This window comes from Pseudomonas sp. LTGT-11-2Z, from assembly GCF_003691445.1.
Lineage (GTDB): Bacteria > Pseudomonadota > Gammaproteobacteria > Pseudomonadales > Pseudomonadaceae > Aquipseudomonas > Aquipseudomonas monteilii.
Window position 1 is genome coordinate 1,398,640 of record NZ_CP033104.1, and the last position, 22,560, is coordinate 1,421,199.

The 22,560-nt window shown below is 62.3% G+C and carries 19 protein-coding genes; 5 read left to right on the top strand and 14 right to left on the bottom strand.

Going from position 1 to position 22,560, the window contains the following annotated elements; translation table 11 throughout:
- Positions 1-7: 7 nt before the first annotated feature.
- Positions 8-1,342, bottom strand: a complete 1,335-nt coding sequence (locus D8767_RS06395; RefSeq protein ID WP_016713712.1) for a carbohydrate porin — start codon at positions 1,340-1,342, stop codon at positions 8-10.
- Positions 1,343-1,559: 217 nt separating this feature from the next.
- On the bottom strand, positions 1,560-3,608 hold the full coding sequence (locus D8767_RS06400) for a TonB-dependent receptor (protein WP_122048288.1): 2,049 nt from the start codon (positions 3,606-3,608) through the stop codon (positions 1,560-1,562).
- A gap of 164 nt (positions 3,609-3,772) precedes the next feature.
- On the opposite strand from D8767_RS06400, the gene D8767_RS06405 reads away from it, so the two are divergent.
- Together D8767_RS06405 and D8767_RS06410 are read left to right on the top strand one after the other, a co-directional pair.
- A complete protein-coding gene (locus tag D8767_RS06405) occupies positions 3,773-3,994 on the top strand; it encodes a VF530 family DNA-binding protein (protein ID WP_016713714.1) in 222 nt (73 codons plus the stop codon).
- A gap of 1 nt (position 3,995) precedes the next feature.
- Positions 3,996-4,637: a Pr6Pr family membrane protein gene (locus D8767_RS06410; protein ID WP_016713715.1), complete on the top strand. Its 642-nt coding sequence runs from the start codon at positions 3,996-3,998 to the stop codon at positions 4,635-4,637.
- Between the two features lie 66 nt (positions 4,638-4,703).
- Here the strand turns inward: D8767_RS06410 and D8767_RS06415 are convergent, their stop codons facing one another.
- From D8767_RS06415 to D8767_RS06425, 3 genes are all read right to left on the bottom strand, one after another.
- Complete coding sequence (locus D8767_RS06415; protein WP_016713716.1) at positions 4,704-5,465, bottom strand: siderophore-interacting protein; 762 nt, start codon at positions 5,463-5,465, stop codon at positions 4,704-4,706.
- The gene (locus D8767_RS06420) at positions 5,458-6,003 is read right to left on the bottom strand and encodes a PadR family transcriptional regulator (RefSeq protein ID WP_016713717.1); all 546 of its coding nucleotides are present in this window, start codon (positions 6,001-6,003) and stop codon (positions 5,458-5,460) included. The genes D8767_RS06415 and D8767_RS06420 overlap by 8 nt, the downstream gene beginning before the upstream one ends.
- 88 nt (positions 6,004-6,091) lie before the next feature.
- Positions 6,092-9,241 carry a transglycosylase domain-containing protein gene (locus D8767_RS06425; RefSeq protein WP_016713718.1) on the bottom strand — a complete coding sequence of 1,050 codons (3,150 nt, stop codon included), beginning with the start codon at positions 9,239-9,241 and terminating at the stop codon, positions 6,092-6,094.
- A 392-nt stretch (positions 9,242-9,633) separates the two neighbouring features.
- On the opposite strand from D8767_RS06425, the gene D8767_RS06430 reads away from it, so the two are divergent.
- Complete coding sequence (locus D8767_RS06430) at positions 9,634-11,052, top strand: amino acid permease (RefSeq protein WP_016713719.1); 1,419 nt, start codon at positions 9,634-9,636, stop codon at positions 11,050-11,052.
- Positions 11,053-11,092: 40 nt separating this feature from the next.
- On the opposite strand, the gene D8767_RS06435 is transcribed toward D8767_RS06430, so the two are convergent.
- Entirely contained in the window at positions 11,093-12,712 is a 1,620-nt protein-coding gene (locus D8767_RS06435) for an FMN-binding glutamate synthase family protein (protein WP_016713720.1), read from the bottom strand.
- Between the two features lie 240 nt (positions 12,713-12,952).
- Here D8767_RS06435 and D8767_RS06440 point away from each other — a divergent pair, with 240 nt between their 5' ends.
- A complete protein-coding gene (locus tag D8767_RS06440; protein ID WP_016713721.1) occupies positions 12,953-13,366 on the top strand; it encodes an NUDIX domain-containing protein in 414 nt (137 codons plus the stop codon).
- Here D8767_RS06440 and metR read toward each other — a convergent pair.
- Positions 13,350-14,267 carry a transcriptional regulator MetR gene (gene metR, locus D8767_RS06445; protein WP_019097212.1) on the bottom strand — a complete coding sequence of 306 codons (918 nt, stop codon included), beginning with the start codon at positions 14,265-14,267 and terminating at the stop codon, positions 13,350-13,352. The two genes, D8767_RS06440 and metR, sit on opposite strands and share 17 nt — an antisense overlap.
- A gap of 196 nt (positions 14,268-14,463) precedes the next feature.
- On the opposite strand from metR, the gene D8767_RS06450 reads away from it, so the two are divergent.
- Complete coding sequence (locus tag D8767_RS06450; protein WP_016713723.1) at positions 14,464-15,459, top strand: alpha/beta fold hydrolase; 996 nt, start codon at positions 14,464-14,466, stop codon at positions 15,457-15,459.
- An 18-nt stretch (positions 15,460-15,477) separates the two neighbouring features.
- On the opposite strand, the gene D8767_RS06455 is transcribed toward D8767_RS06450, so the two are convergent.
- From D8767_RS06455 to D8767_RS06485, 7 genes are all read right to left on the bottom strand, one after another.
- Complete coding sequence (locus tag D8767_RS06455; RefSeq protein WP_016713724.1) at positions 15,478-15,813, bottom strand: GlpM family protein; 336 nt, start codon at positions 15,811-15,813, stop codon at positions 15,478-15,480.
- Between the two features lie 25 nt (positions 15,814-15,838).
- Positions 15,839-17,167 carry a sigma-54 dependent transcriptional regulator gene (locus D8767_RS06460; protein WP_016713725.1) on the bottom strand — a complete coding sequence of 443 codons (1,329 nt, stop codon included), beginning with the start codon at positions 17,165-17,167 and terminating at the stop codon, positions 15,839-15,841.
- Positions 17,164-19,068, bottom strand: coding sequence for an ATP-binding protein (locus D8767_RS06465; RefSeq protein ID WP_028698558.1), 1,905 nt, complete (start codon positions 19,066-19,068; stop codon positions 17,164-17,166). The genes D8767_RS06460 and D8767_RS06465 overlap by 4 nt, the downstream gene beginning before the upstream one ends.
- A gap of 73 nt (positions 19,069-19,141) precedes the next feature.
- On the bottom strand, positions 19,142-19,876 hold the full coding sequence (locus D8767_RS06470; protein WP_003258023.1) for an amino acid ABC transporter ATP-binding protein: 735 nt from the start codon (positions 19,874-19,876) through the stop codon (positions 19,142-19,144).
- Positions 19,873-20,544, bottom strand: coding sequence for an amino acid ABC transporter permease (locus tag D8767_RS06475; protein WP_028698557.1), 672 nt, complete (start codon positions 20,542-20,544; stop codon positions 19,873-19,875). The genes D8767_RS06470 and D8767_RS06475 overlap by 4 nt, the downstream gene beginning before the upstream one ends.
- Entirely contained in the window at positions 20,545-21,291 is a 747-nt protein-coding gene (locus D8767_RS06480; RefSeq protein WP_016713729.1) for an amino acid ABC transporter permease, read from the bottom strand.
- 147 nt (positions 21,292-21,438) lie between these two features.
- On the bottom strand, positions 21,439-22,356 hold the full coding sequence (locus D8767_RS06485; RefSeq protein ID WP_016713730.1) for a glutamate/aspartate ABC transporter substrate-binding protein: 918 nt from the start codon (positions 22,354-22,356) through the stop codon (positions 21,439-21,441).
- Positions 22,357-22,560: the final 204 nt, after the last annotated feature.

Sequence of the window (22,560 nt, forward strand, 5' to 3'; positions counted from 1 at the left end):
AAAGGGGTTAGAAACTGCTCTGGATCTTCAGGCCGCCGACCAGGGCGCCATCAACCTGCGATACCCCGCCCGGGTGGCGGATGTACTGCAGGTTGGGGCGAACCGTGAGCCAGTCGGCCAAATGAATGCCGTAGTACAGCTCGGCGCTGTATTCGGTGTCCTGCACGGGCAGGAAGCCGGGGTTGTCGTAGTCGTCGACGCCGGCGGCCTGGTTGGCCAGGCGGGCGTTCTTGCGGTAGGCAGGGTTGACGTGCACGCGGGCCAGGGCGAAACCGATGTCGTCCTTGGCGCGGGCGTCGAAAGGCCCTTTGTATACCAGTCCTGCCTGCACATAGTTGTCGATGGCATTGGTCTTCTTGTCATGCACCGTGGCGTTGGCGAACAGGCTCAGGCCACGCGACTGGTCGGAGGCCAGCGAAGTCACCTGCTGCTGGGCGCCGAGCCACATGCCGTGTTTGCTGGAACTGCTGCGGTAGGCGGCGCCGCTCAGGGCTGCCGGCTGGCCGTTGCTGTCCTTGAGAACATCCTGTGCCTTGGCATTACTGTAGTAGTAGCCGGCGCGATATTCCCCTTTCAGGCCATTCAGACGCGGGCTCCACACCAGTTCCACCGGCATTACCGCGCCCTGGGTGCCGCTGCCGCTGAGCTTGAAGCCGTTGCCGGATTCAAGGTTGGAAGGGTTCTGCTCGAAGACGCCGACCTGCGCGTAAAGCTCGGAGGTAAGGTTGTAGCGCACGCGCAGGGCCCACTGGCTGACCGGCCAGTTGTACCAGATGCCGCCCACCCAGTTGCCCACCTGCGAGCCGCAGAAGGCCAGGTTCTGGAAGTCGCAGGGGAAGCTGTTGAAGTCCTCGCCTTCGCCGAAGCGGCCGAATTTCACGTCCAGCGCGCCGTCGAAGTACTTCTGCTTGATCCACATCTGGGTCAGGCGCCAGGTTTCGCCACGGCCCCAGACTTCCTGGGCCGAGGTGAAGCCGCCGACGCGTGGGTCGTTGATGCGGTCGTTGCTGATGTTGTCGCCGTGGCGTTCGGTGATGGTCAGCTGGAACTCGGTGTCATGCCAGCCCAAGATCTTTTCCAGGTCCAGGTGGCTGCCAAAGGTGAACTGGTCGCTGTAGCGCGCCGTGCGGTCGTGGTCGTAGCCGCCGTGCAGGTTGCTGCCCATCTCGCCGGTGTAGCCGAGGGTGAAATCGTAGCCTTTTTCCAGCAATTCGCTGCGGGTGCCGCCCCAGTCGCCGAGCATCCAGGGGGAGTCGTTGGCGAACATTTCGCTGGCACTGGCGGGTGTCGCCAAGGCACTGAGGGCAAGGCCGATGTAACAGGGTTTGGGCAGTTGAAACATGAGATAGCGCTATCTTTTGATTGTTGAAAAAACGGCAAGCGCATCGAAGGTCGGGCCCTTCAATGGATATGGCGACAAGAGGGTTTCGATGAAGCGTTTCAGCTTGCGGCGAGGAGGATATAGGGGAAGTTGTAAGAAAAAAAGACAAAATGTCGCAGGGCATTATTGTTTGTCTGGTAACAATGGCCTGTAGGGGGCGCAAAGCGCCCCCGCGATTTCAGAAGGTAGTACGCAGGCCGACTTCCACACTACGCCCCGGCGCCGGGGCAATATCGCGCAGAATAGAGCTGGCATAACGCACAGTCTGGTCGGTCAGGTTTTCACCGCGCACAAACGCCAGCCACTGGCTTTGGCCAACCTCGAAGCGGTAGCCAACGCTCGCCCCCAGCGTGGTGTAGCCATCGGTGCTGGTTTCGTTGGCCGGCTTGCGGTGTTGCGATGCCGCATGTTGCACATCGACCCGTGCCTGCCAGCGGTCCAGTTCCCAGACAAGCCCGCTGTTCAGGCGCAGCGGGGCGATGCGTGGCAGCGGCTCGCCACTGTCGAGGTTCTTGGCTCGGGTGTAGTCGCCGGAGAGTTCCAGCGCGAAGCTGCCGTAACGGTTCTCGGCCAGTTGCCAGCGGTCCTGGGCTTCGATGCCATAGAAGCGCGCACGCACGCCCTGGTACTGGTACTCCGGGAAGCTACCGTGGTCATGATCGTGGTCGTGGTCATCCTCGTCGTGGTCGTGGTCATGCCCACCTTCGCGGGTGTTGCCGGTGCCGATCAATCCGATGTAGTTGCGGAAGTGGCTGTAGAACACCCCGACACTGCCCTTGTGCGTGCCATTGTCGAAGCGTAGTGCCAGGTCGGCGGAAATGGCCTTTTCCTTGTTCAGGCTGGCATCGCCAACTTCAAAGGCGCCAGTGGCCACATGTGCGCCATTGGCATACAGCTCGTAGAAGGTCGGAGCGCGCTCGGTGTAGCCGAGGTTGGCGGCCAGCGACCAGATCGGGTCAAGCTGGTACACCGCACCTGACGACAGGCTGAAGGCGTTGAAGCTGCTCGCGCTGTCGGCATCGACGAAGTTTTCGTTGCCTTTGGCGTCGGGGTCTACCCGGGTGTGCTCCATGCGTGCACCCAGGCTCAGGTTCAGGCGCTCGGTGGCCTGCCACTGCTCGAGCATGAACAGCGCCAGGCTGTCGGTATCGGTGTGCGGTACAAAGGCTTCTTCGCCCAGGGCAGAGAGCTCGTTGCGGCTGACCTGGGCGCCAATCACCCCTTCCACCGGCCCGAGCGGTTGGTGGCGGGCTTCGATGCGCGCTTCGTAGCCTTTGTTCTTGAAGGTGGTGTGCACCTCGCCTTCTTCAATCTCCCTGTGTTCGTAGTCGGTGTAGCCGGCATCGACCTTGACCGAACTGAACGGGCCGTCGAGGTCGCGCAGTTCGGAGGCGAAGGCGTAGTGGTCCTGCTTCATGTCCAGGCGCACGCCAGATTCGGCCACCGAGCCGTAGTTGCTGTCATAGCCGCTGTAGGACAGGCCAGCATAGCCGTGATCCCAATGGTACGCGCCACCGACCGCACCGCCATCCTGGCGACCGTCGCTGTTTTCCAGGCGGTGCTTGCTGCCGGGCTCGTCAGCGTCACGCACCTTGGAACTGCGGGCGTAGCCGGGGATGCGCAGGTCGTTGAACTGGCGACTGTTGGCATCCAGGTGCAGGGCAAAGGCACCGTTACCGGCCTCCAGCTTGGCGGCGCTGCTGCGGGTGGTGTCGGCGCCGCCGTAGCGCAGCTCACCGGCACCGTGAATGCCCTCGATGGGCGCATCCGGGATGCGGTTGTCGAAGGTGTTGACCACACCGCCGATGGCGTTACCGCCGTACAGCAGGGCGGCAGGGCCACGGACGATCTCGACGCGGTCGACGGTGACCGGGTCCAGCGGTACGGCATGGTCGTAGGACAGCGACGAGGCATCCAGCGCGCCGACGCCATTGCGCAGGATACGAATGCGGTCGCCGTCCAGGCCACGAATCACCGGGCGGCTGGCACCCGGTCCGAACCAGGTGGAGGCGACACCAGGCTGTTTGTTCAGGGTTTCACCGAGGCTGCCGTGCTGTTGCTGCAACAGGTTGTCGCCTTCAAGCACGGTGCTGGGAGCGGCCAGCTGGCGATTGCCCAGTGGGTTGGCGGTGATGACCTGGGGTTCGAGTTCCACGGCCTGGCTGGGTGATGCAGCCAGCCAGAGCGCGACGGCAAGGGGTGAGAGGCGAAGCGGTGTGTACAGCATGGGGATGGGGCGTTCCTTGGCAGAGGATTTTGTAATGTTACAACATAACATATCTATTTCAGCACAGAGGTTTTGCCCATTGCCAGCGGTTTTTCTGTCGAGTCGACTGATCCCACCCACCACTACACTCGTGTAAGGTGCGCATCTTTCCTACGGAGCACAGCATGAGCACGGCCCAACACAACGCGCTACACGGCAAGACCCTTGAGCAGATCCTTACCGAGCTGGTGGCGCACTACCAATGGCAGGGCCTGGCCGAACGCATCGATGTGCGCTGCTTCAAGAGCAACCCGACCATCAAGTCGAGCCTGACCTTCTTGCGCAAGACACCGTGGGCGCGGGAAAAGGTCGAGCAGCTGTATGTGAAAATGCAGCGACAGGCCTGACATGCCACAGCGTCCTTGGCTGACCGGTATGGCTGTACTGGGCTGGTTCGGTCTGACTGTGCAGGTGTACCTGGTGCTGGTGGCGCGTTGGCAGGAACAGGCCAGCCTGATGGGCGGCCTGATCAACGTGTACGGGTACTTCACCGTGCTGAGCAATACCTTGGTGGCGACGGTGCTCAGTTATGCGGCGTTTGGGCGGGAAGGGCATGCCAAGCGTTTTTTCCTGTCTCCTTCGGTGAGTTCCGCGATCGCTGCCAGTATCGTGCTGGTGGCACTGGCCTACAGCGTGTTGTTGCGCCATTTGTGGCAGCCGCAAGGCTGGCAGTGGCTGGCGGATGAATTGCTGCACGACGTGATGCCGGTGCTTTATGCCTTGTATTGGTGGTGCGAGGTGCGCAAGGGCACGTTGCGGCTATGGCACCTGGCGGTCTGGGCGATATACCCGGCGGTGTACTTTGCCTATGCGCTGTGGCGGGGGAGCGAGATTGGCGTGTATGCCTACCCGTTCATCGATGTGGCGAGCCTTGGATATGGGCAGGTGATGCTCAATGCCTTGGGGGTGTTGATGGGGTTCTGGGGGATTGGAGTCGTTTTGCTGGGGCTGGACAAATGGCAAGGGCGACGGGCGGCTGAAAATCTCTAGATATGTTGTGTCAATTCCGGCCCTTTCGCGGGTAAACCCGCGAAAGGGCCGGAACAGGCACAACAATCACTCGTCGTCCGCAGTCCCGTCGGCACGCCAGTAGGCCGCAGCCTTCAGCGCATCTTCCGGCACCCCTTTCTCCAGCAGCAGCGCCTTGGCCTGGCGGGTCAGGGTTTTTTCCAGCGCCACCCAGCCATACAACCGGCCTTGCGGCAAGGTCAGGTTCTTCACCAGTGCCAGCAAATCTTCCTGCTGGCGGCGTACCCAGATCACTTCAACCTGAGCCTTGCTCGGCAGTGGCTGGCGCTCCTGCTCATCTTCGATCTGGATCACCGCCAGCACCTGGCGGCCCGCTGGCAACTCTTCCAGCCGACGGCCAATTGCCGGAATGGCCGTTTCGTCACCAACCAGCAAATAGCTGTCGAACATGTCCGGCACCACCATCGACGCCCGTGGCCCGGCGATATCCAGCGTTTGCCCCGGCGCGGCCTGCGCAGCCCAGGTGGAGGCAGGGCCGTCACCGTGCAGCACAAAGTCGATATCCAGCTCATTGGCCACCAGGTCGATACGCCGTGGTGTGTACTCGCGCATGGTGGGCCGTGCACCACCGTCACGCCCCAGATTACGGGCCTCGATGGCCTGCTGTTGTTCTGGCGTTTCGGCGAACAGCAGTTTGATATGGTCGTCGCTGCCCACGCTGGTGAAGCCTTGCAGCTCGGTACCACCCAGGGTGATGCGGCGCATGCGTTGGGTGAGGTCGGTGACCCGCAGTACCTGCAGTCGGCGTTGGCGGATCTCGTGGTTGACGCGGTGGATGGTGTCACTCATGGGGAGTCTCCCTGACAGGTTCGGCCGGCCCGGAGGCAATGGCCTTGGCGGTATGGTTGAGCAGGTCGCGAACTCGTTCGATTTCTTCCGGTGTCCAGCGGCCGCTGTGCATGTGCAGTGCGTGGCGCAGGTTGCCGACCGCTTCGTGAATTTCTGGCGGGCGGTCATGGCCGCACAGGGCGCGTTTGCTGACTTCGATGCGCATACGCACGCCGTCCAGCGCGACAGCTTGCTCGGCCAGCGCATGGCGGCCGGCATCGGTGATGGCGTAGAGGCGTTTGCTGCCCTGTATCTGGCCGCTGATCAGCTCGGCTTCTTCAAGGAAGTTCAGCGTGGGGTAGATCACCCCGGGGCTTGGGCTGTAGCTGCCGTCGAAAAGGTTCTCGATCTGGCGGATCAGGTCGTAACCGTGGCCGGGCTGTTCGGCCAGCAGGTCGAGCATCAATAGCTTGAGGTCTCCGGGGGCGAAAACGCGTGGGCCACGCTCGCCACGGCCAGGGCGCCGTTCGAAGGGATCATGGGGGGTGTGTTCGCGCATGGGACAGGGCTCCATCAGTTGCGATATATCTTAAGATATTACTCAAGATATATCTAAAGACAAGCCCTTTAATGCGGATGATTATCATCTAGTCGTTCGATACGTTCCCTGCCGCTGGTGGTGTGTGCAGGGCAACCTGCGGCGGTTTGCATTCATTCGGATTGCCCGGTTGCAGGTACGGCATGAGGATCGGGGCCATGCCCTTGAGCACCTGCACGGGTAGTGCCGAGGTGAATTTGAACGCCTCTGCCGAGCGCCCCGGGACGAAGGCGGTGAGGGTGCCGAAGTGGTTGTCGCCCAGGAAGAACACGAAGGTGGCGGTACGGTTCAGCGAGCGCGAGCCAATCAACCGACCGCCGGCGCCGAAGCTTTCGATGCGGTTGTCACCGGTACCGGTCTTGCCACCCATCACCAATGGTGTGCCGTCCTGCAGCTTGAAGCTGCCGGAAATACGCCGCGCGGTACCTGCGTCTACCACTTGCGACATGGCGCCTTTCAGGGCACGCGCGACTTCAACCGGCAGAATCCGCACGCCCCGGTCAGGGTCGGTGATCAGCTTGGTTTCGTAAGGTGTGTTGGCCGCAAAGTGCAGGGTATCGATACGCAAGGTTGGCAGGCGAACGCCGTCGTTCTGGATGATGCCGACCAGTTCGGAAAGGGCAGCAGGGCGGTCGCCCGAGCTGCCGATGGCAGTGGCCAGCGAAGGCACCAGGTGGTCGAATGGATAGCCCACGCGTTTCCAGCGCTGGTGGATGTCGAGGAAGGCTTCGATCTCGACCATGGTGCGGATGCGGCTATCGCGGGCGCCTTGGTGGCGGCTCTTGAACAACCAGCCGTACACCTCCTGGCGCTCGAAGCGGCTGGCGTTGACCATCTCGGTCAGGGTCGAGCTGGGGTTCTTCAGCAAGTAGCCGAGCAGCCACAGGTCGAGCGGGTGGACCTTGGCGATGTAGCCTTGATCAGGCAGGTCGTACTTGCCTGGGCCGTAGGCGTCGTACATTTCCGACAGGCGACCGTCGGTCAGCTTGCCCAAGGCAATCTTGTCGCCCTTGAGGTGGGCACGGACGAAGGCATTGAAGGTTTCCTGGCCGGCTTCGGGGAACAGGTAGCGGTGCACCGCCGCCAGCCGCTGCGGCGTCACACGCATACTGTCGAGGAAGGTGTCCAGGCGCTGCTGCGAGGTCTTGCGTTGGTATTTCTTCCAGAAGCGCATCAGGTAATTGGTGCCTTCCTTGTCGGCGAAGCGGGCCAGGTATTCCTGGCGGCGCGGATCGGCGTCGTCCTTTAGCAGCGGCACGCGGTTGTACGGCTGCTGGTAGGTCACGTAGCGCACCAGGTCGCGCATCAGGCGGATGAACGGCAGGTTGATCGATTCGCGCAGGGCATCCTTGAGCGTCGGGTTGCGGTTGTTGTCTTCCTTGCGGAAGTTGTTGAACACATGCATGCCGCCGCCGGTGAAGAAGGCTTCACCGGTGTTGGCGGAATACTTGCGCTCCAGCGCCGCATCGAGCATGGCATCCAGGCTCTGGTTCTTGCTGTTTTGTGCAAGCCACTCCAGCGACCACTGGGTAATGCGGTCGAGTTCGGCGACTTCGACCTTTTTCAACTCGGCGGCGGGTTTGCCCGCGTACTTGTCGTGCAGCTGCGCGATGATTTCCAGGTAGGTGGTCAGTACCCGCAGCTTGGCGGTCGAGCCCAGCTCCAGCTTGCTGCCTTCGTTGATGTCGAAAGGCTGGTTGGTGCTGTCGGTCTGCACACGCACCCGTGAGCCGTCGCCGGTGCGCTCGAACAGGGTAAAGCTGTAGCTCACCTGGTCGGTGGTCTTGCTGGTCAGCAGGCGCTCGCCGATCAGGCCGATCTGCGCCGCGAATTCGGGGTCGGCAAGGTTCTTCAGGTACTGGCTCACTTGCAACTGCAAATCCGCCTGCAAGGTGCTGGTGGCCGACAGGTCGAGGCGGTCGAGGTCGTACAAAGGGCGGTTGAGCATGGCGGCCAGGCGGTTGCGTGCCAGGCTGATGCCCTTGTTGGTCACAATCGGCACGATGGTCGGCTGCGCAACCCAGTCGCGGTACACCGCCTTGCTGGCCAGCGCGGCGTCGGCCAAGGGCTGCTCGATCACCTTGTTGGCGGCCAGCACGCGGATGTGCGAATCGGTCAGTTCTGCCAGCTCGACGCGGCCCTTGGACAGGTAATGCGAAGGGCGGCGCTGGGCAATCATCAGTGACAGTACCTGGCGCAGGGCCAGGCCGCGTGCGGCCATGCTCTCGGGGTCGCTGGCCGTGGAAGTCAGGGCCTGGTTGACCTGGTCGAAGTCGGCGCCGTACCACACCCGCAAGCCTTCGGCCATGCCATGCACTTCGCCATGCCCCGGTACAGCCGAGAGAGGCACGCTGTTGAGGTAGTCACGCACGATACGCTGACGAGCCTCAGTCGTGTCAGGGCCGCCTTGGTAGGCGCGTACGCTGGCGGAAATCATCTGGCGGATTTTCTCGGCCCCCGAGACGGTCAGGCCGTCTGGGGAGTGACGGTATTTTTCCAGCTGCGTGGCCAAGGTACTGCCGCCAGCGGACTGGCCGGGCAAGGCCAGGTACTTGGCCACCTGGCTGTAGGCTGCCTTGGCAAAGCGTGGCCAGTCCACGGCCGGGTTGTTGCGCGGGTCCTGGGTGTCGAGCAGGTCGCGGTTCTCGATGAACAGCAGGCTGTTGACCATCACCGGCGGGATCGCTGCAAAATCAGGGTACAGGTGCTGCGGGTAGTTGTACTGGTACAGGGTGTCGCCACGGCAGTCGGTGATCGACAGACCGGCCTGGATTTTCTCGATGTAAGGCACGAACAGCCCGTGTTCGACGTAGTTCATCAACGCTGGCGAGAACTTCACCTGCTCGCTGATCAGGTAGTCGCGCTTGAGCAGGCGTGGCAAGAACTCGCCCAACGCGCTGTAGCCCAGGCGTTTGTCGAACGGCCCTTCACCCGGGTACACGATGGCATCGCTGGGGCCTGGCTGCAGCGAATAGGTCAGCGTGCCGGCCAGTTTGCTGAATTCTCGCGATTGCAGCTCGGAGGTGCGGAATTCGTCATACGCCGCAAAGCCGATGGCAACCAGCGCCACCAGCAGAATAAGGATGATCAGCCGCCACCATAGCCGACGCTGACGGGGTGACTTGGGTTGTGGCGTCTCGGCCGGAGGTATCTCGGGTGCTTCCGTTCTGGTTGGTTCCGATTGCCACAGTGCGCCCATAGTCTTCTATCCGGCCAGGTATTTTCGTCTTGCTTGTCTGAAGCTTAGACGTTGAGCGGGTGAGGTGAAAAATTTGTAGGACGGGAAGAAAGGCGAGGTAGGGCTATGCGGCTTTGGTGTGGGTTTCTTCGTACCGGGATGTTGCTATGGTGCTCGGGCGATCGTGATAAGTGTGACGCGATCCCGGGGTTCTCGCCAAATTTCTGCACATATACAGTGAAAACCCCTACAACGCTCTTCCTATACTGCTCGCCCCCTTCGACCTGCCGGGCGCTCTATTCCGGCATACGGGCCGGCCCACAAGGCCAGTCTGGCAAGCCAACGCCACGCCTATCGGCATGGCCGGTGCTGCACGAAGGTCAAATCCAATAACAAAATGAGGTTGTATTGCTATGCCAGTCGGCAACCACCCTGCCCACGGCCCTGCCACTGAAGGCGGCCCGCTCAAGCGTGAACTGGGCGAACGGCACATCCGTCTGATGGCGCTGGGCGCCTGTATCGGTGTCGGTCTTTTCCTGGGTTCGGCCAAGGCCATCGAAATGGCCGGCCCTGCGATCATGCTGTCCTATATCATCGGCGGCCTGGCCATCCTTGTGATCATGCGCGCCCTTGGTGAAATGGCCGTGCACAACCCTGTCGCCGGCTCCTTCAGCCGCTATGCCCAGGACTACCTCGGCCCTCTGGCGGGCTTCCTCACCGGTTGGAACTACTGGTTCCTGTGGCTGGTGACCTGCGTTGCCGAAATTACCGCAGTGGCCATCTATATGGGCATCTGGTTCCCCGACGTACCGCGCTGGATCTGGGCCCTGGCGGCGCTGGGCAGCATGGGCGCGGTCAACCTGGTAGCGGTGAAGGCTTTCGGTGAATTCGAGTTCTGGTTCGCCCTGATCAAGATCGTCACCATCATCGCCATGGTCCTGGGCGGTATCGGCATCATCGCCTTTGGTTTTGGCAATGACGGTGTGGCTATGGGCATTTCCAACCTGTGGAGCAACGGTGGCTTCATGCCCAATGGCGTGACCGGCGTGCTGATGTCGCTGCAGATGGTGATGTTCGCTTACCTGGGCGTGGAAATGATCGGCCTGACCGCCGGTGAAGCACGCAACCCGCAAAAGACCATCCCGCAGGCCATCGGCTCGGTGTTCTGGCGCATTCTGCTGTTCTACGTGGGCGCGTTGTTCGTGATCCTGTCGATCTACCCGTGGAACGAAATCGGCAGCCAGGGCAGCCCGTTCGTGATGACCTTCGAGCGCCTCGGTATCAAGACTGCGGCCGGCATCATCAACTTCGTGGTCATCACAGCGGCACTGTCGTCGTGCAACGGCGGCATCTTCAGCACCGGGCGCATGCTCTATAGCCTGGCGCAGAACGGCCAGGCCCCGGCGGCCTTCGCCCGTACTTCGAAGAATGGGGTACCGCGCAATGCGCTGCTGCTGTCGATCGGCGCGCTGTTGCTGGGTGTACTGGCCAACTATCTGGTGCCGGAAAAGGTCTTTGTCTGGGTCACCTCGATCGCTACCTTCGGCGCGATCTGGACCTGGGTGATGATTCTGCTCGCACAGCTCAAGTTCCGCGCAGGCCTTACCACCGCCGAGCGCAAGGCACTGAAGTACCGTATGTGGCTGTGGCCGCTGAGCTCCTACCTGGCGCTGGCGTTCCTGGTGCTGGTGGTTGGCTTGATGGCGTACTTCGAGGATACCCGTGTGGCCCTGTACATCGGCCCGGCGTTCCTGGTGCTGTTGACGGTGTTGTATTACGCGTTCCGCCTGGCGCCGAAAGAAGCTCAAGGTGTAGCAAATACCGCGTCCTGATCTGAAATAACCGGGGCTGCGCAGCAGCCCCGGGGCTCTCTCAGGCAGCTACTTCACTGTGCGGTTCAAAACTGTCCGCCCGGGCCAGTTGCCACATGCGCGAATAGAACTGCCCGTTCACCTCGCCCGTCAGCAGCTCTCCTGGCTTCAAGAACACATGCATCTGCGAGAACAGCTTGATCTCGGTGGCCGAGATGCGCCGCACCAGGTGCTTGGCCTCCAGCTGCGCAGGGTGCTCCAGGCCTGCCGCCGCGAGCATTTCAGCGAGGGCACGCAGGGTGTTGTGGTGGAAGTTCAATACCCGCTGGGCCTTGTCCGGCACCACCAGCGCACGCTGGCGTAGTGGGTCTTGTGTCGCCACGCCGGTCGGGCACTTGTTGGTGTGGCAGCTCTGCGACTGAATACAACCGATGGCGAACATGAAGCCGCGTGCCGAGTTTGCCCAGTCAGCGCCAATCGCCAGTACGCTGGCGATGTCGAAGGCGCTGACAATCTTGCCGCTGGCCCCGAGCTTGATCTTGTCGCGCAAGTTAAGGCCCACCAGGGTGTTGTGCACGAACAACAACCCTTCGCGTAGCGGCACGCCGATATGGTCGGTGAATTCCACCGGCGCCGCGCCGGTGCCGCCTTCCTTGCCATCGACAACAATGAAGTCGGGCAGGATGCCGGTTTCCAGCATGGCTTTGGCAATGCCCATGAACTCCCAAGGGTGGCCCAGGCAGAATTTGAAACCGACGGGTTTGCCACCGGACAATTCACGCAGCTGTGCGATGAACTGCATCATCTCGATTGGCGTAGAGAAAGCGCTGTGGCGCGACGGCGAGATGCAGTCCTCACCCATCAGCACGCCACGGGTCTCGGCGATTTCCTGGGTGACCTTGTGTTTGGGCAGGATGCCGCCATGGCCGGGTTTGGCGCCCTGGCTCATCTTGATCTCGATCATGCGAACCTGCGGGCTGCGCGCCTGGGCGGCGAAGCGTTCGGGGTCGAAGCGCCCGTCTGGCGTGCGGCAACCGAAGTAGCCACTGCCCAGTTCCCAGACCAGGTCGCCACCGTGCTCGCGGTGGTAAGGGCTGATGCTGCCCTCGCCGGTGTCATGGTGGAAATTACCCAGCTTGGCACCCTGGTTGAGGGCGCGGATGGCGTTGGCGCTGAGCGAGCCGAAGCTCATTGCCGAAATGTTGAAAATCGATGCCGAGTACGGCTGGCTGCACTGCGGCCCGCCGACAATGACGCGGAAGCTGGACGGGTCGGCCAGCGGCGCCGGGCGCATGGAGTGGCCGATGAACTCGAAGCCGGACTCATATACATCGATCAGGGTGCCGAATGGCTTGTCCGAGGCTTCGTTTTTCGCCCGGGCATACACCAGCGAACGCTGGGCGCGGGAGAACGGCAAGGCGTCGCTGTCCGATTCCAGCAGGTACTGGCGGATTTCCGGGCGAATGGCTTCGACCAGGTAGCGGATGTTGCCCAGAATCGGGTAGTTGCGGCGCACCGCATGGCGTTGCTGCAGCAGGTCGAATACGCCGATCAGGCTGAGGATGCCAGTGGTCAGGGTGAACGGCCACAGCCATTCGTGGTGGGTGAAGGGCAGGCTCGCCAGGGTGAACAGCACACAGGCGGCGAAGAAGGCATAGCGACTGAGAAGTGACAGGCTCATACGGGGTCCTTGCGATGGCGCGGTCAGGCTCAGGGCCTGGGGGCAAACCCCGACCATAGCCAAGATGCGGGGCGCTGCAAATTAAAATCGGGGTAGCGAAAACCATTCTCGAATCGAGGGTATGACCACAGCCGGAACACATGCCCTGTGGCAGCAGCTGTCTTCTTGTGGGCGCTGGCCTTGTCAGGCCAATGATCCCCATGGGATCCTCCCCGGCCATTATTTCCAGCGAGCCCTCCCATGCCCAACATCATCCGCATCGCCGCTGCCCTGCTGATCGACCCCCAGGGCCGTACCTTGCTGGTGCGCAAGCGCGGCACCGAGGCCTTCATGCAGCCAGGTGGCAAGATCGATGCCGGTGAATCACCGGTGCAGGCGCTGGTGCGTGAACTGCATGAAGAGCTGGGGCTGAACATCAACGCGGACCAGGCCGTGCATCTGGGCCGGTTCAGTGCCCCGGCCGCGAACGAACCAGGCTTCGAGGTGCAAGCCGAACTGTTCCGTGTCGACAGCGCCGCGTCGGTAACGCCGGCTGCGGAGATCGAAGAGGTGGTGTGGCTGGCTGCCGATCAGGCACCAGCCCTGCCGCTGGCGCCTTTGACCCGCGACCTGATACTGCCGCTGTACCGCCAGGCAGTCAGCGCACCGCGCTGACGCCGTCGAGCGTGGCGAACGAGGTGTCTTTGGCGGTCAACAAGAAGTCGCGCATGTACGGCGCATCGAGCATGTCGGTGCGCACGGCAGCATAAAGGGTGGCGAACAGGCCTTTTTCACCCAGGCGCTTGCCCTTTACATAGCCGCGCGAGCTGTACTCGTGCAGTGCCCAGTGCGGCATGCCGCAGACCCCACGGCCACTGGCCACCAGTTGCATCATCATCACCGTCAGCTCCGACGTGCGCACGGCAGCCGGCTCTATGTCGGCCGGCTCCAGGAAGCGGGTGAAGATGTCCAGGCGGTCGCGCTCCACCGGGTAGGTGATCAGCGTCTGGTCGAGCAAGTCTTGCGGCACGATGTAGGGCTTGCTGGCCAGCGCGTGCTGGTTAGCCACGGCCAGCATCGCTTCGTACGTGAACAGCGGCACATACGTGATACCTGCCAGGTCCACCGGGTCGGAAGTCACCACCAGGTCCAGGTCGCCGCGTGCCAGTGCCGGCAGCGGGGCGAAGGCAAAGCCGGAGGCTAGGTCCAGCTCCACTTCCGGCCAGGCATCGCGGAACTGGTCGATGGTCGGCATCAGCCACTGGAAGCAGCTGTGGCATTCGATGGCCATGTGCAGGCGCCCGGCGGTGCCACCGGCCAGGCGCGCAATGTCGCGCTCGGCGCCGCGCAGCAGTGGCAGGGTGGCATCAGCCAGTTGCAGCAGGCGCAGCCCGGCACTGGTGAAGCGGATCGGCTTGGTCTTGCGCACGAACAGCGGCAGGCCCAGGCGCTCTTCCAGCTCCTTGAACTGATGCGACAGCGCCGACTGGGTCAGGTGCAGGCGCTCGGCGGCTTCCACCAGGCTGTCGGCTTCGCGCAGGGCATGAAGGGTTTTCAGGTGACGGATCTCCAGCACAGCTGACTCCGGGGTGTGGGATTGAAGAAACAGGGAATGAGTTGAGTTTCTCTCATGTTGGCGTGCCTGTCGACTGGGCGTTCAGCCGCACCGCCTGGCGGGAGTCATGAAACTGTCACCGAACTGTGGCAGCGCGCCCGAACAGAATTCATCAGACTCGCGCTCTACTGGGGATCTGCATTCTGGTGTTTCTTTCATGCGGGCTTTTTGGCTTTTTCTTTTCTTCCTTTTCAGCGTACCTGCCAGCTTCGCCGAACAGCGTTGTGACGCCCAGGTACCGGAGCAGCGCGCCGAGCTGGGCACGGTCAGCCTGGTGTACCAGAGCGTGGGCGCGCCGCGTGATCCGGCCTTGCTGCTGGTCATGGGCCTGGGCGGGCAACTGATCCACTGGCCGGACGATGTGGTCGAGGCATTGTGCCGCCAAGGTTTCAGGGTTATTCGCTACGACAACCGCGATGTCGGGCTGTCACGCTGGAACCAGGTGCCGCCGTCGGCAAACCTGACGGTGGAGCTGCTGCGTTACAAGCTGGGCTTGCCAGTGGCGGCGCCTTATACCCTGACCGACATGGCAGACGATGGCTTACGCCTGATGGACGCCTTGGGGGTGCGCCAGTTTCATGTACTGGGCGTGAGCATGGGCGGCATGATCGCCCAGCACCTGGCAGCCATGGCTCCCGAGCGCGTGCGCAGCCTGACGTTGATCATGTCCAGTTCCGGGGCGGCGGGGTTGCCGGCGCCGGCCCCGGCGCTGGTACAGTTGCTGGCCCGGCGTAGCGCGCCAAACCGCGAGGTGGCCATCGAGCAGCAGGCCGACCTGCTGGCGGCGTTGGGCAGCCCAGGGGTGCGGGACGACCGCGCCGTGTTGCTGCACCAGGCAGCGGTGGCTTACGACCGGGCGTTCAACCCGGACGGGGCCAAGCGCCAGATCATGGCGATCCTGGCCGAGCCAAGCCGCGTCGAGCTATTGAACCAGTTGAGGGTGCCGACCCTGGTGGTGCACGGCACGGCTGACCCGTTGCTGCCGGTGATGCATGGTGTGCATCTGGCGGCGCATATTCAAGGCAGCCAACTGCGCTTGATACCAGGGCTGGCACACCGCTTACAGGAGCCGTTCAAAGCGCCGCTGCTGGGGGCTGTGTTGCCTTATCTGCAAGCGCATCGGCAGGATGTCACGCATATCGCAGGGCTCTGAAACCCGCGCCGATATCAATCAGTGCATCCGCACCCACAAGGTCACCAGCACCGTCGCGGCCATCAGCCAGGCCACCGTGGCCAGTGCCAGCGATGCCTCCAGGCGCAGGCGGTCAACCAATACATACAGGGTCGCCAGGTACACGAAATACGGAATGATCGACCACATGCCGAACAGGATGGTGGTCTTCAGGTCGGCAATGCTGCGCCCCTTGCCAACAATGTAATGGGCAATCAGGGCAAAAGTGGGGAACAGCGGCACCAGCCCGGCGATGTAGTAGTTACGCGTCTTTGACAGCACCGCCAGCAGCATTACCACGCCAGCGCCCAGGGCCGCTTTGAATACCAGATCCACGTTGTTATTCCAGTTTGGGTTGAGGTCAGCCGAGTCCGTATTTCTTCACTTTGTCGAACAACGTGGTCTTGGCCATGCCCAGCTCCTGGCTGGCCTGGCTCAGGTTGCCCCCGGTGCGCTGCAGGGCGTCGCTGAGCAGGTTGCGTTCAAACGCCTCCACCGCCTCGGCAAAGCCCAAACCTTGGCTGGCGCCGCTGCTGGGGCCTTTCTTGAACGCCGGCAGGCCAAGCGCATAGCGTTCGGCCACGTTGCGCAACTCGCGCACATTGCCCGGCCAATCGTGGGCCATCAGGCGCGACAAGGTCTGGCTGTCCAGCGTCGGGGTTTCCCGGTCGAAGCGCAGGGCCGACTGCTGGAGGAAGTGTTCGAACAGTTGCAGGATGTCTTCGCGGCGCTCGCGCAGTGGCGGCAGTTCCAGGGTGACCACGTTCAGCCGGTAATACAGGTCGCTGCGGAACTGGCCGCTCTGGCCCATGCTGTCGAGGTCGGCCTTGGTCGCGGCAATTACCCGGCAATCCACCGGGATGCTCTGGTTAGAGCCCAATCGTTCCAGGGTACGTTCCTGCAGCACGCGCAGCAGCTTGATCTGCAGGTTGATCGGCATGCTCTCGACTTCATCGAGGAACAGCGTGCCGCCGTTGGCGTGCTCGATCTTGCCGATGCGGCGTTTGCCGGCGCCGGTGAAGGCGTTGGCCTCATGGCCAAAAATCTCGCTTTCGAACAGGTTTTCCGGCAGGCCGCCACAGTTCAGCGCCACGAACGGTTGGCTCTGGCGGCGGCTGAAATCGTGCAGGCAGCGTGCGACCAGCTCTTTCCCGGTACCGGTTTCGCCTTCGATCAGCACGTTGGCTGAGGTATCGGCGACGTTGGCGATCAGTTCGCGCAAGTGCTCCATGGCGGGGGAACGGCCAATGATGCGGCCCTCAAGGCTGCTCTGTCCGGCCAGTTGGCGGCGTAGGGCCACCACTTCTCGCGACAGCCCGCGTTGCTCCAGTGCGCGGCGCACCACATCGACCAGGCGCTCGGGGGAGAACGGTTTTTCCATGAAGTCGTAGGCGCCGTTACGCATGGCGCCGACGGCCATGTCGATATCGCCATGGCCGGTGATCAGCACCACCGGCAGGCTGCGATCACGGGCCTTTAGGCGGTTGAGCAGTTCCAGGCCGTCAATGCCTGGCAGGCGGATGTCACTGACGACAATGCCGGCGAAATCGTCGCCGATGCGTTCCAGCGCCTGTTCGGCGCTACCCACGCCTTCGCAGGCGATATCTTCCAGCGCCAGCGCCTGCTGGCAGCCGAGCAGCACATGCGGGTCGTCTTCGACGATCAGGACGGTAAGAGGCGCTTGGTTCATGGGTGCTCTGCCGATTCGCTAGGGGGAGAAACCAGGGGCAAGGCCAGGACGAAGGCCGTGCCGCCAGTGGCGGGGTGCTCGACGTTGAGGCTGCCCTTAGCGGCGGCGGCAAGGCTCGCCGACAAGGTCAGGCCCAGGCCCAGGCCATGTTCGCCCGGTTTGGTGGTGAAGAAAGGTTCGAACAGGTGCTTGCGCGCCTCGGCATCGATGCCGTGGCCATTGTCGCGCACCTGCAAGCGGTACTTGTCGCCCTGCAGGTCGCCTTCCAGCCATAGCTCGGGCAGCGGTTGCGCGGCCATGGCATCAAGCGCGTTGCCGATCAGGTTGACCAGAATCTGTTCGAGGCGCGTCTGGTCGATAGCCAGCTGCTGGTCGTCGAACTGGTGGTGCAACTGCAAATGGCAGGCGCTGATGCGGTTGGCCAATACTTGCAAGGTCGCCTCCACCGCCTTGGCCAGCGAGGCCTGGCCGCTGTCATCGCCGCGCCGGGCGAAGGAGCGCAGGCTGGCGGTGATGCGGCCCATGCGGTCAATAAGGTCGTTCATGGTGCGCAGGTTGGTGCTGGCGGTTTCCAGTGCCCCACGTTCGAGGAAACGCACCGTGTTGCCAGACAAGGTGCGCAACGCGGCCAGCGGCTGGTTCAGCTCATGGGCGATACTGGTGGACATTTGCCCGATGGCCGCCAGCTTACCGGCCTGCACCAACTCATCCTGGGCGTGGCGCAAGGTTTGCTCTGCATGCCGGCGCTCGCGAATTTGCCCCTTCAGGCGTTCGTTGCTGGCACGCAGGTCGGCGGTGCGCTCGGCAATCCGCCGCTCCAGCTGGCTATTCGCTTCCTCAAGGGCTTCACGGGCTGCCAGGCGGGTAGCGATGACCTTGCGTCGCTCGTTCCAGGCGATGCCGAGGATCGCCAGCAAGGCGAACGCCACGCCCACCAGAATACCCTGCACCATGGATTCGCGGCGCAGGTCCTGCAGCGGGGTCAGCAGGGTGAAATGCCAGGGTGTATCCACCAGGCGACGGGTCTGCGCCAGGTAGGCAACCTCGTGGGGTTTGCCTTTTGCGGTTTCGCTGTTGGCCGGGAAGGTCAGTTTTTCCACGCCATCGGCCAGGGTTTCCCGGGCCAGTGGCTGCAACTCGTTCAGCGGCCACCAGTAGTATTGCAGGCTGCGCGCCAGGCGCTCCTTGATTTGCGGGGTCAGCGGACGCACCGACTTCAGGCGTCGGGCCGGGTCGCTGGAAAGGATGATGATGCCGTTCTCGTCACTGACGAACGCCTCCAGACGGGCACGTTGCCAGCGCTCCTCAAGCGTGTCCAGGCGCACCTTGATCACGGCCACGCCGATGATCTTGCCGTGCTCCTCCAGGCCATGAGCCAGGTAGTAGCCAGCCTCGCCGGTGGTGCTGCCGATGCCATAGAAACGCCCAGGCTCACCGCGCACGGCTGTCTGGAAGTAGGCGCGGAACGACAGGTCTTCACCCAGGAACGAGTCGGCGTCGCGCCAGTTGCTGGTGGCCTGTACCCGGCCATTGGTATCGAGAACGAAGATGGCTCGGCTGCGGCTGCGCCGGTTCAGGCCCTCAAGGTATTCGTTTACCGTTTGCCGTGAGCCGCCGTCCGGGTCGGTGAGCAGGTGCGAGACGCTGTCTTCCAGCTCCAGCAGGCTCGGCAGGTAGGTGTACTTGCTGATTTCGCTTTCGACGGTGCGCGCGTGCAGCTCCAGCTGGCGCTCACCGTTTTCGCTGAGGGTGCGAATGCCGTTGCTTTCGCTGATCAGGTAGCCAGCCATCCCCAGTCCGACCATCAGCAGGATGATCAGGGGTGGCAACAGCAATTGGCGGAGCAGGCGGGAATTCACGGCAGGCTTTGCAGGGAGAAGAAGCGAAGGATCGCATTTCATCACAGTGGCCTTGTCACGACCAGCGCCAACTGCCCGAAAGGGCAGCGGCGCCGACCGGTTCAGTGAGGCAAAATCAGTGCTGCAGGATCTTGCTGAGGAAGTGCTGGGTACGCTCGTGGCGGGCCGACGGGTTGCCGAAGAAGTCTTCCTTCTGGCAGTCCTCGATGATGTTGCCCTTGTCCATGAAGATGACGCGGTTGGCCACTTTGCGGGCGAAGCCCATTTCGTGGGTCACGCACATCATGGTCATGCCTTCGTGGGCCAGCTCGACCATGACGTCCAGTACTTCATTGACCATTTCCGGGTCCAGTGCCGAGGTCGGTTCGTCGAACAGCATGACGATCGGGTCCATCGACAGGGCGCGGGCGATGGCCACGCGCTGCTGCTGGCCACCGGACAACTGGCCGGGGTGCTTCTTGGCGTGAGCGCCAAGGCCTACCCGGTCGAGCAGGGCCAGGCCCTTCTTGGTCGCTTCCGCTTCGCTGCGACCGAGCACCTTGCGCTGGGCAATGGTCAGGTTCTCGGTGATGGACAGGTGCGGGAACAGCTCGAAGTGCTGGAACACCATGCCAACCCGGGAGCGCAGCTTGGGCAGGTTGGTCTTCGGGTCGGCAATCGAGGTGCCATCGACCACGATGTCACCTTTCTGGAAGGGTTCAAGGGCGTTCACGCACTTAATCAGGGTGGACTTGCCCGAACCCGACGGGCCACACACCACCACCACTTCACCTTTCTTGACCTCGGTGCTGCAGTCGGTCAGTACCTGGAAGTCCCCGTACCACTTGTTGACGTTCTTGATGGAAATCATACGGTGATCCTTTTTTGCAGGCGCTTGACCAGCCACGAAGCGGAGAAGCTGATGAGGAAGTACACGACACCGGCGAAGATCAGGAACTCATGGGAGCGCCCGATGATGTCGCCGTTGGAGCGTGCCGAGTTGAGGAAGTCCACCAGGCCTACGGTGTACACCAGCGAGGTGTCCTGGAACAGGATGATGCTCTGCTGCAACAGCAGCGGGGTCATCTTGCGGAAGGCCTGGGGCAGGATGATAAGGCGCATGGTCTGGCCGTAGGTCATGCCCAGGGCCTGGGCGGCGCCCATCTGGCCCTTGGAAATCGACTGCACGCCAGCGCGGACGATTTCGCAGAAGTAGGCGGCCTCGAACATCATGAACGCCACCACGCAGGAGGTGAAGGCACCCACCGGGGTGTCCTCGCCGGTGATCCAGCGCAGCACGAATGGCACCGCCAGGTAGAACCAGGTGATCACCAGCAGCAGAGGGATGGAACGGAAGTAGTTGACGTAAGCGCCGGCCACGTTCGACAGCAGCTTGTTCGACGACAAGCGCATCAGGGCCAAGATGGTGCCCAGCACGATGCCGCCAACCACGCCCATGACCATCAGTTGCAGGGTCATGACCATGCCTTCCCACAAGGCAGGCAGGGCCGGGATGATTTCGCTGAAATCCATGTCCATTTATTTGCCCCCTACGGAAATCAGGCCAGGCACCGAGACTTTCTTCTCGACCATGCGCATCAGCAGCATCAGGCCCATGTTCAGGGTGAAGTAGATCAGCGTGGCCAGGGTAAAGGCCTCGAACAGGTTGGCCGAGAACTCGGCGGTTTGCTTGGTTTGTGCCAGCAGCTCCATCAGGCCGATCAGTGACGCCACCGAGGAGTTCTTGAACACGTTCAAGAATTCTGACGTGAGCGGCGGAATGATGATCCGGTAGGCTTGCGGCAGCAGCACGTTGGTGTAGATCTGCGGCAGGCTGAAGCCCATGGCACGGGCAGCGGCTTCCTGGCCGCGGGGCAGCGCCTGGATACCGGTACGTACCTGTTCACACACGCGGGCGGCGGTGAACAGGCCCAGGCAGATCGCCACGCTGATCAGTGCCGAGGTCGTCGGGTTGAGGTCTTGCTTGAACCATTCCTGCAGGCCTTCGGGCAACAGGTCCGGTACCAGGAAGTACCAGATGAACAGCTGCACCAGCAGCGGCACGTTGCGGAACAGCTCCACATAGGCGGTCGCGATACCGGATACCACGCGGTTCGGCACGGTACGCATCACACCGAGCACCGAGCCCAGCAGCAAGGCGATAATCCAGGCGGAAATGGCGATGGCGATGGTCCAGCCCAGACCGGTGACGTACCAGTCCAGATAAGTTTCGCTGCCCACGCCGGTGGACTTGAAGAACACGCCCCAGTCCCAGTTGTAATTCATCGGGATTTCCCCTCAGACGGTTGTTTCACGGGCACCTTCGAGCATCCGGGGGCGCTGGGCGCCCTCGGATGAAAGGGTAGACACTAATGTTGCGGCCTGTGGGTTCAATCGTGCGCGGATGCGCATCAGGCCACTAAACGCTGAGGATCAGGACTTCTTCTCGTCCGCTGCCTTGTCGGTCGGCTCGGCGATCAGTTTCTTCAGCTCTTCGCTCATCGGGAACTGCAGGTTCAGGCCCTTTGGCGGGATCGGCTGCTGGAACCACTTGTCGTAGCTCTTGTTGACTTCGCCCGACTTGAAGTAACCGACGATGGCGTCATCGACCGCTTTCTTGAAGGCTGCGTCATCCTTGCGCACCATGCAGCCGTAGATTTCGTACGACTGCGGGGTACCGGTGATGACCCAGTCCGACGGTTTGCGGGCCTTGGCCATTTCGCCGGCGAGCAGGGCGTCGTCCATCATGAAGGCCACGGCGCGGCCGCTTTCGAGCATGTTGAAGGCTTCACCGTGGTCCTTGGCGGAAATCACGTTCATCTTCATCTGCTTGTCGGCGTTCATCGCCTTAAGGATGCGTTCGGACGTGGTGCCCGCAGTGGTTACCACGTTCTTGCCGGCCAGGTCCGGGAAGTCTTTGTATGCCGGCTGACCGTCCTTGACCTTGGTCAGCAGGCGGGTACCGACTTCGAAGATGCCGACCGAGAAGCCGACTTGCTGCTGGCGCTCGACGTTGTTGGTGGTGGAGCCGCACTCCAGGTCGACGGTGCCGTTCTGTACCAGCGGGATACGGGTCTGGGAGGTGACCAGGTTGTAACGGACCTTGATGTCCGTGCCCAGTTGCTTCTTCAGGGCGTCGACGACAGCCAGCTGGATGTCATGCGAGTAGCCCACGGGCTCGGGCTTGCCGGCCAGGTAGGAAAACGGGATGGAGGAGTCGCGGTGGCCCAGGGTGATGGTGCCCGATTCCTTGATCTTCTTCAGGGTGCCGGTCAGTTCTTCTGCCATGGCTGGCGAAGCGATCACAGCAGCCGCGATGGCGGCGCCCAGCAATTGACGAACGATACGCATCAAATTTTCCTCGACGTGTTTGTTTTTTTTATGGAGCCGTTGGCGGACTCTTTCGTTCAACGAATACCGCAAGAAGCGAGTGCATTCGGCTACCAAGTGTAGAGCATGACTCGTGCCAAGCCCTGACTCCGATCATAACGCCGCGAAAATCCTGGGGTTTGAAGTTTTCCAGGCAATTGCAACGTAATTTTTCGGCCGGTATTC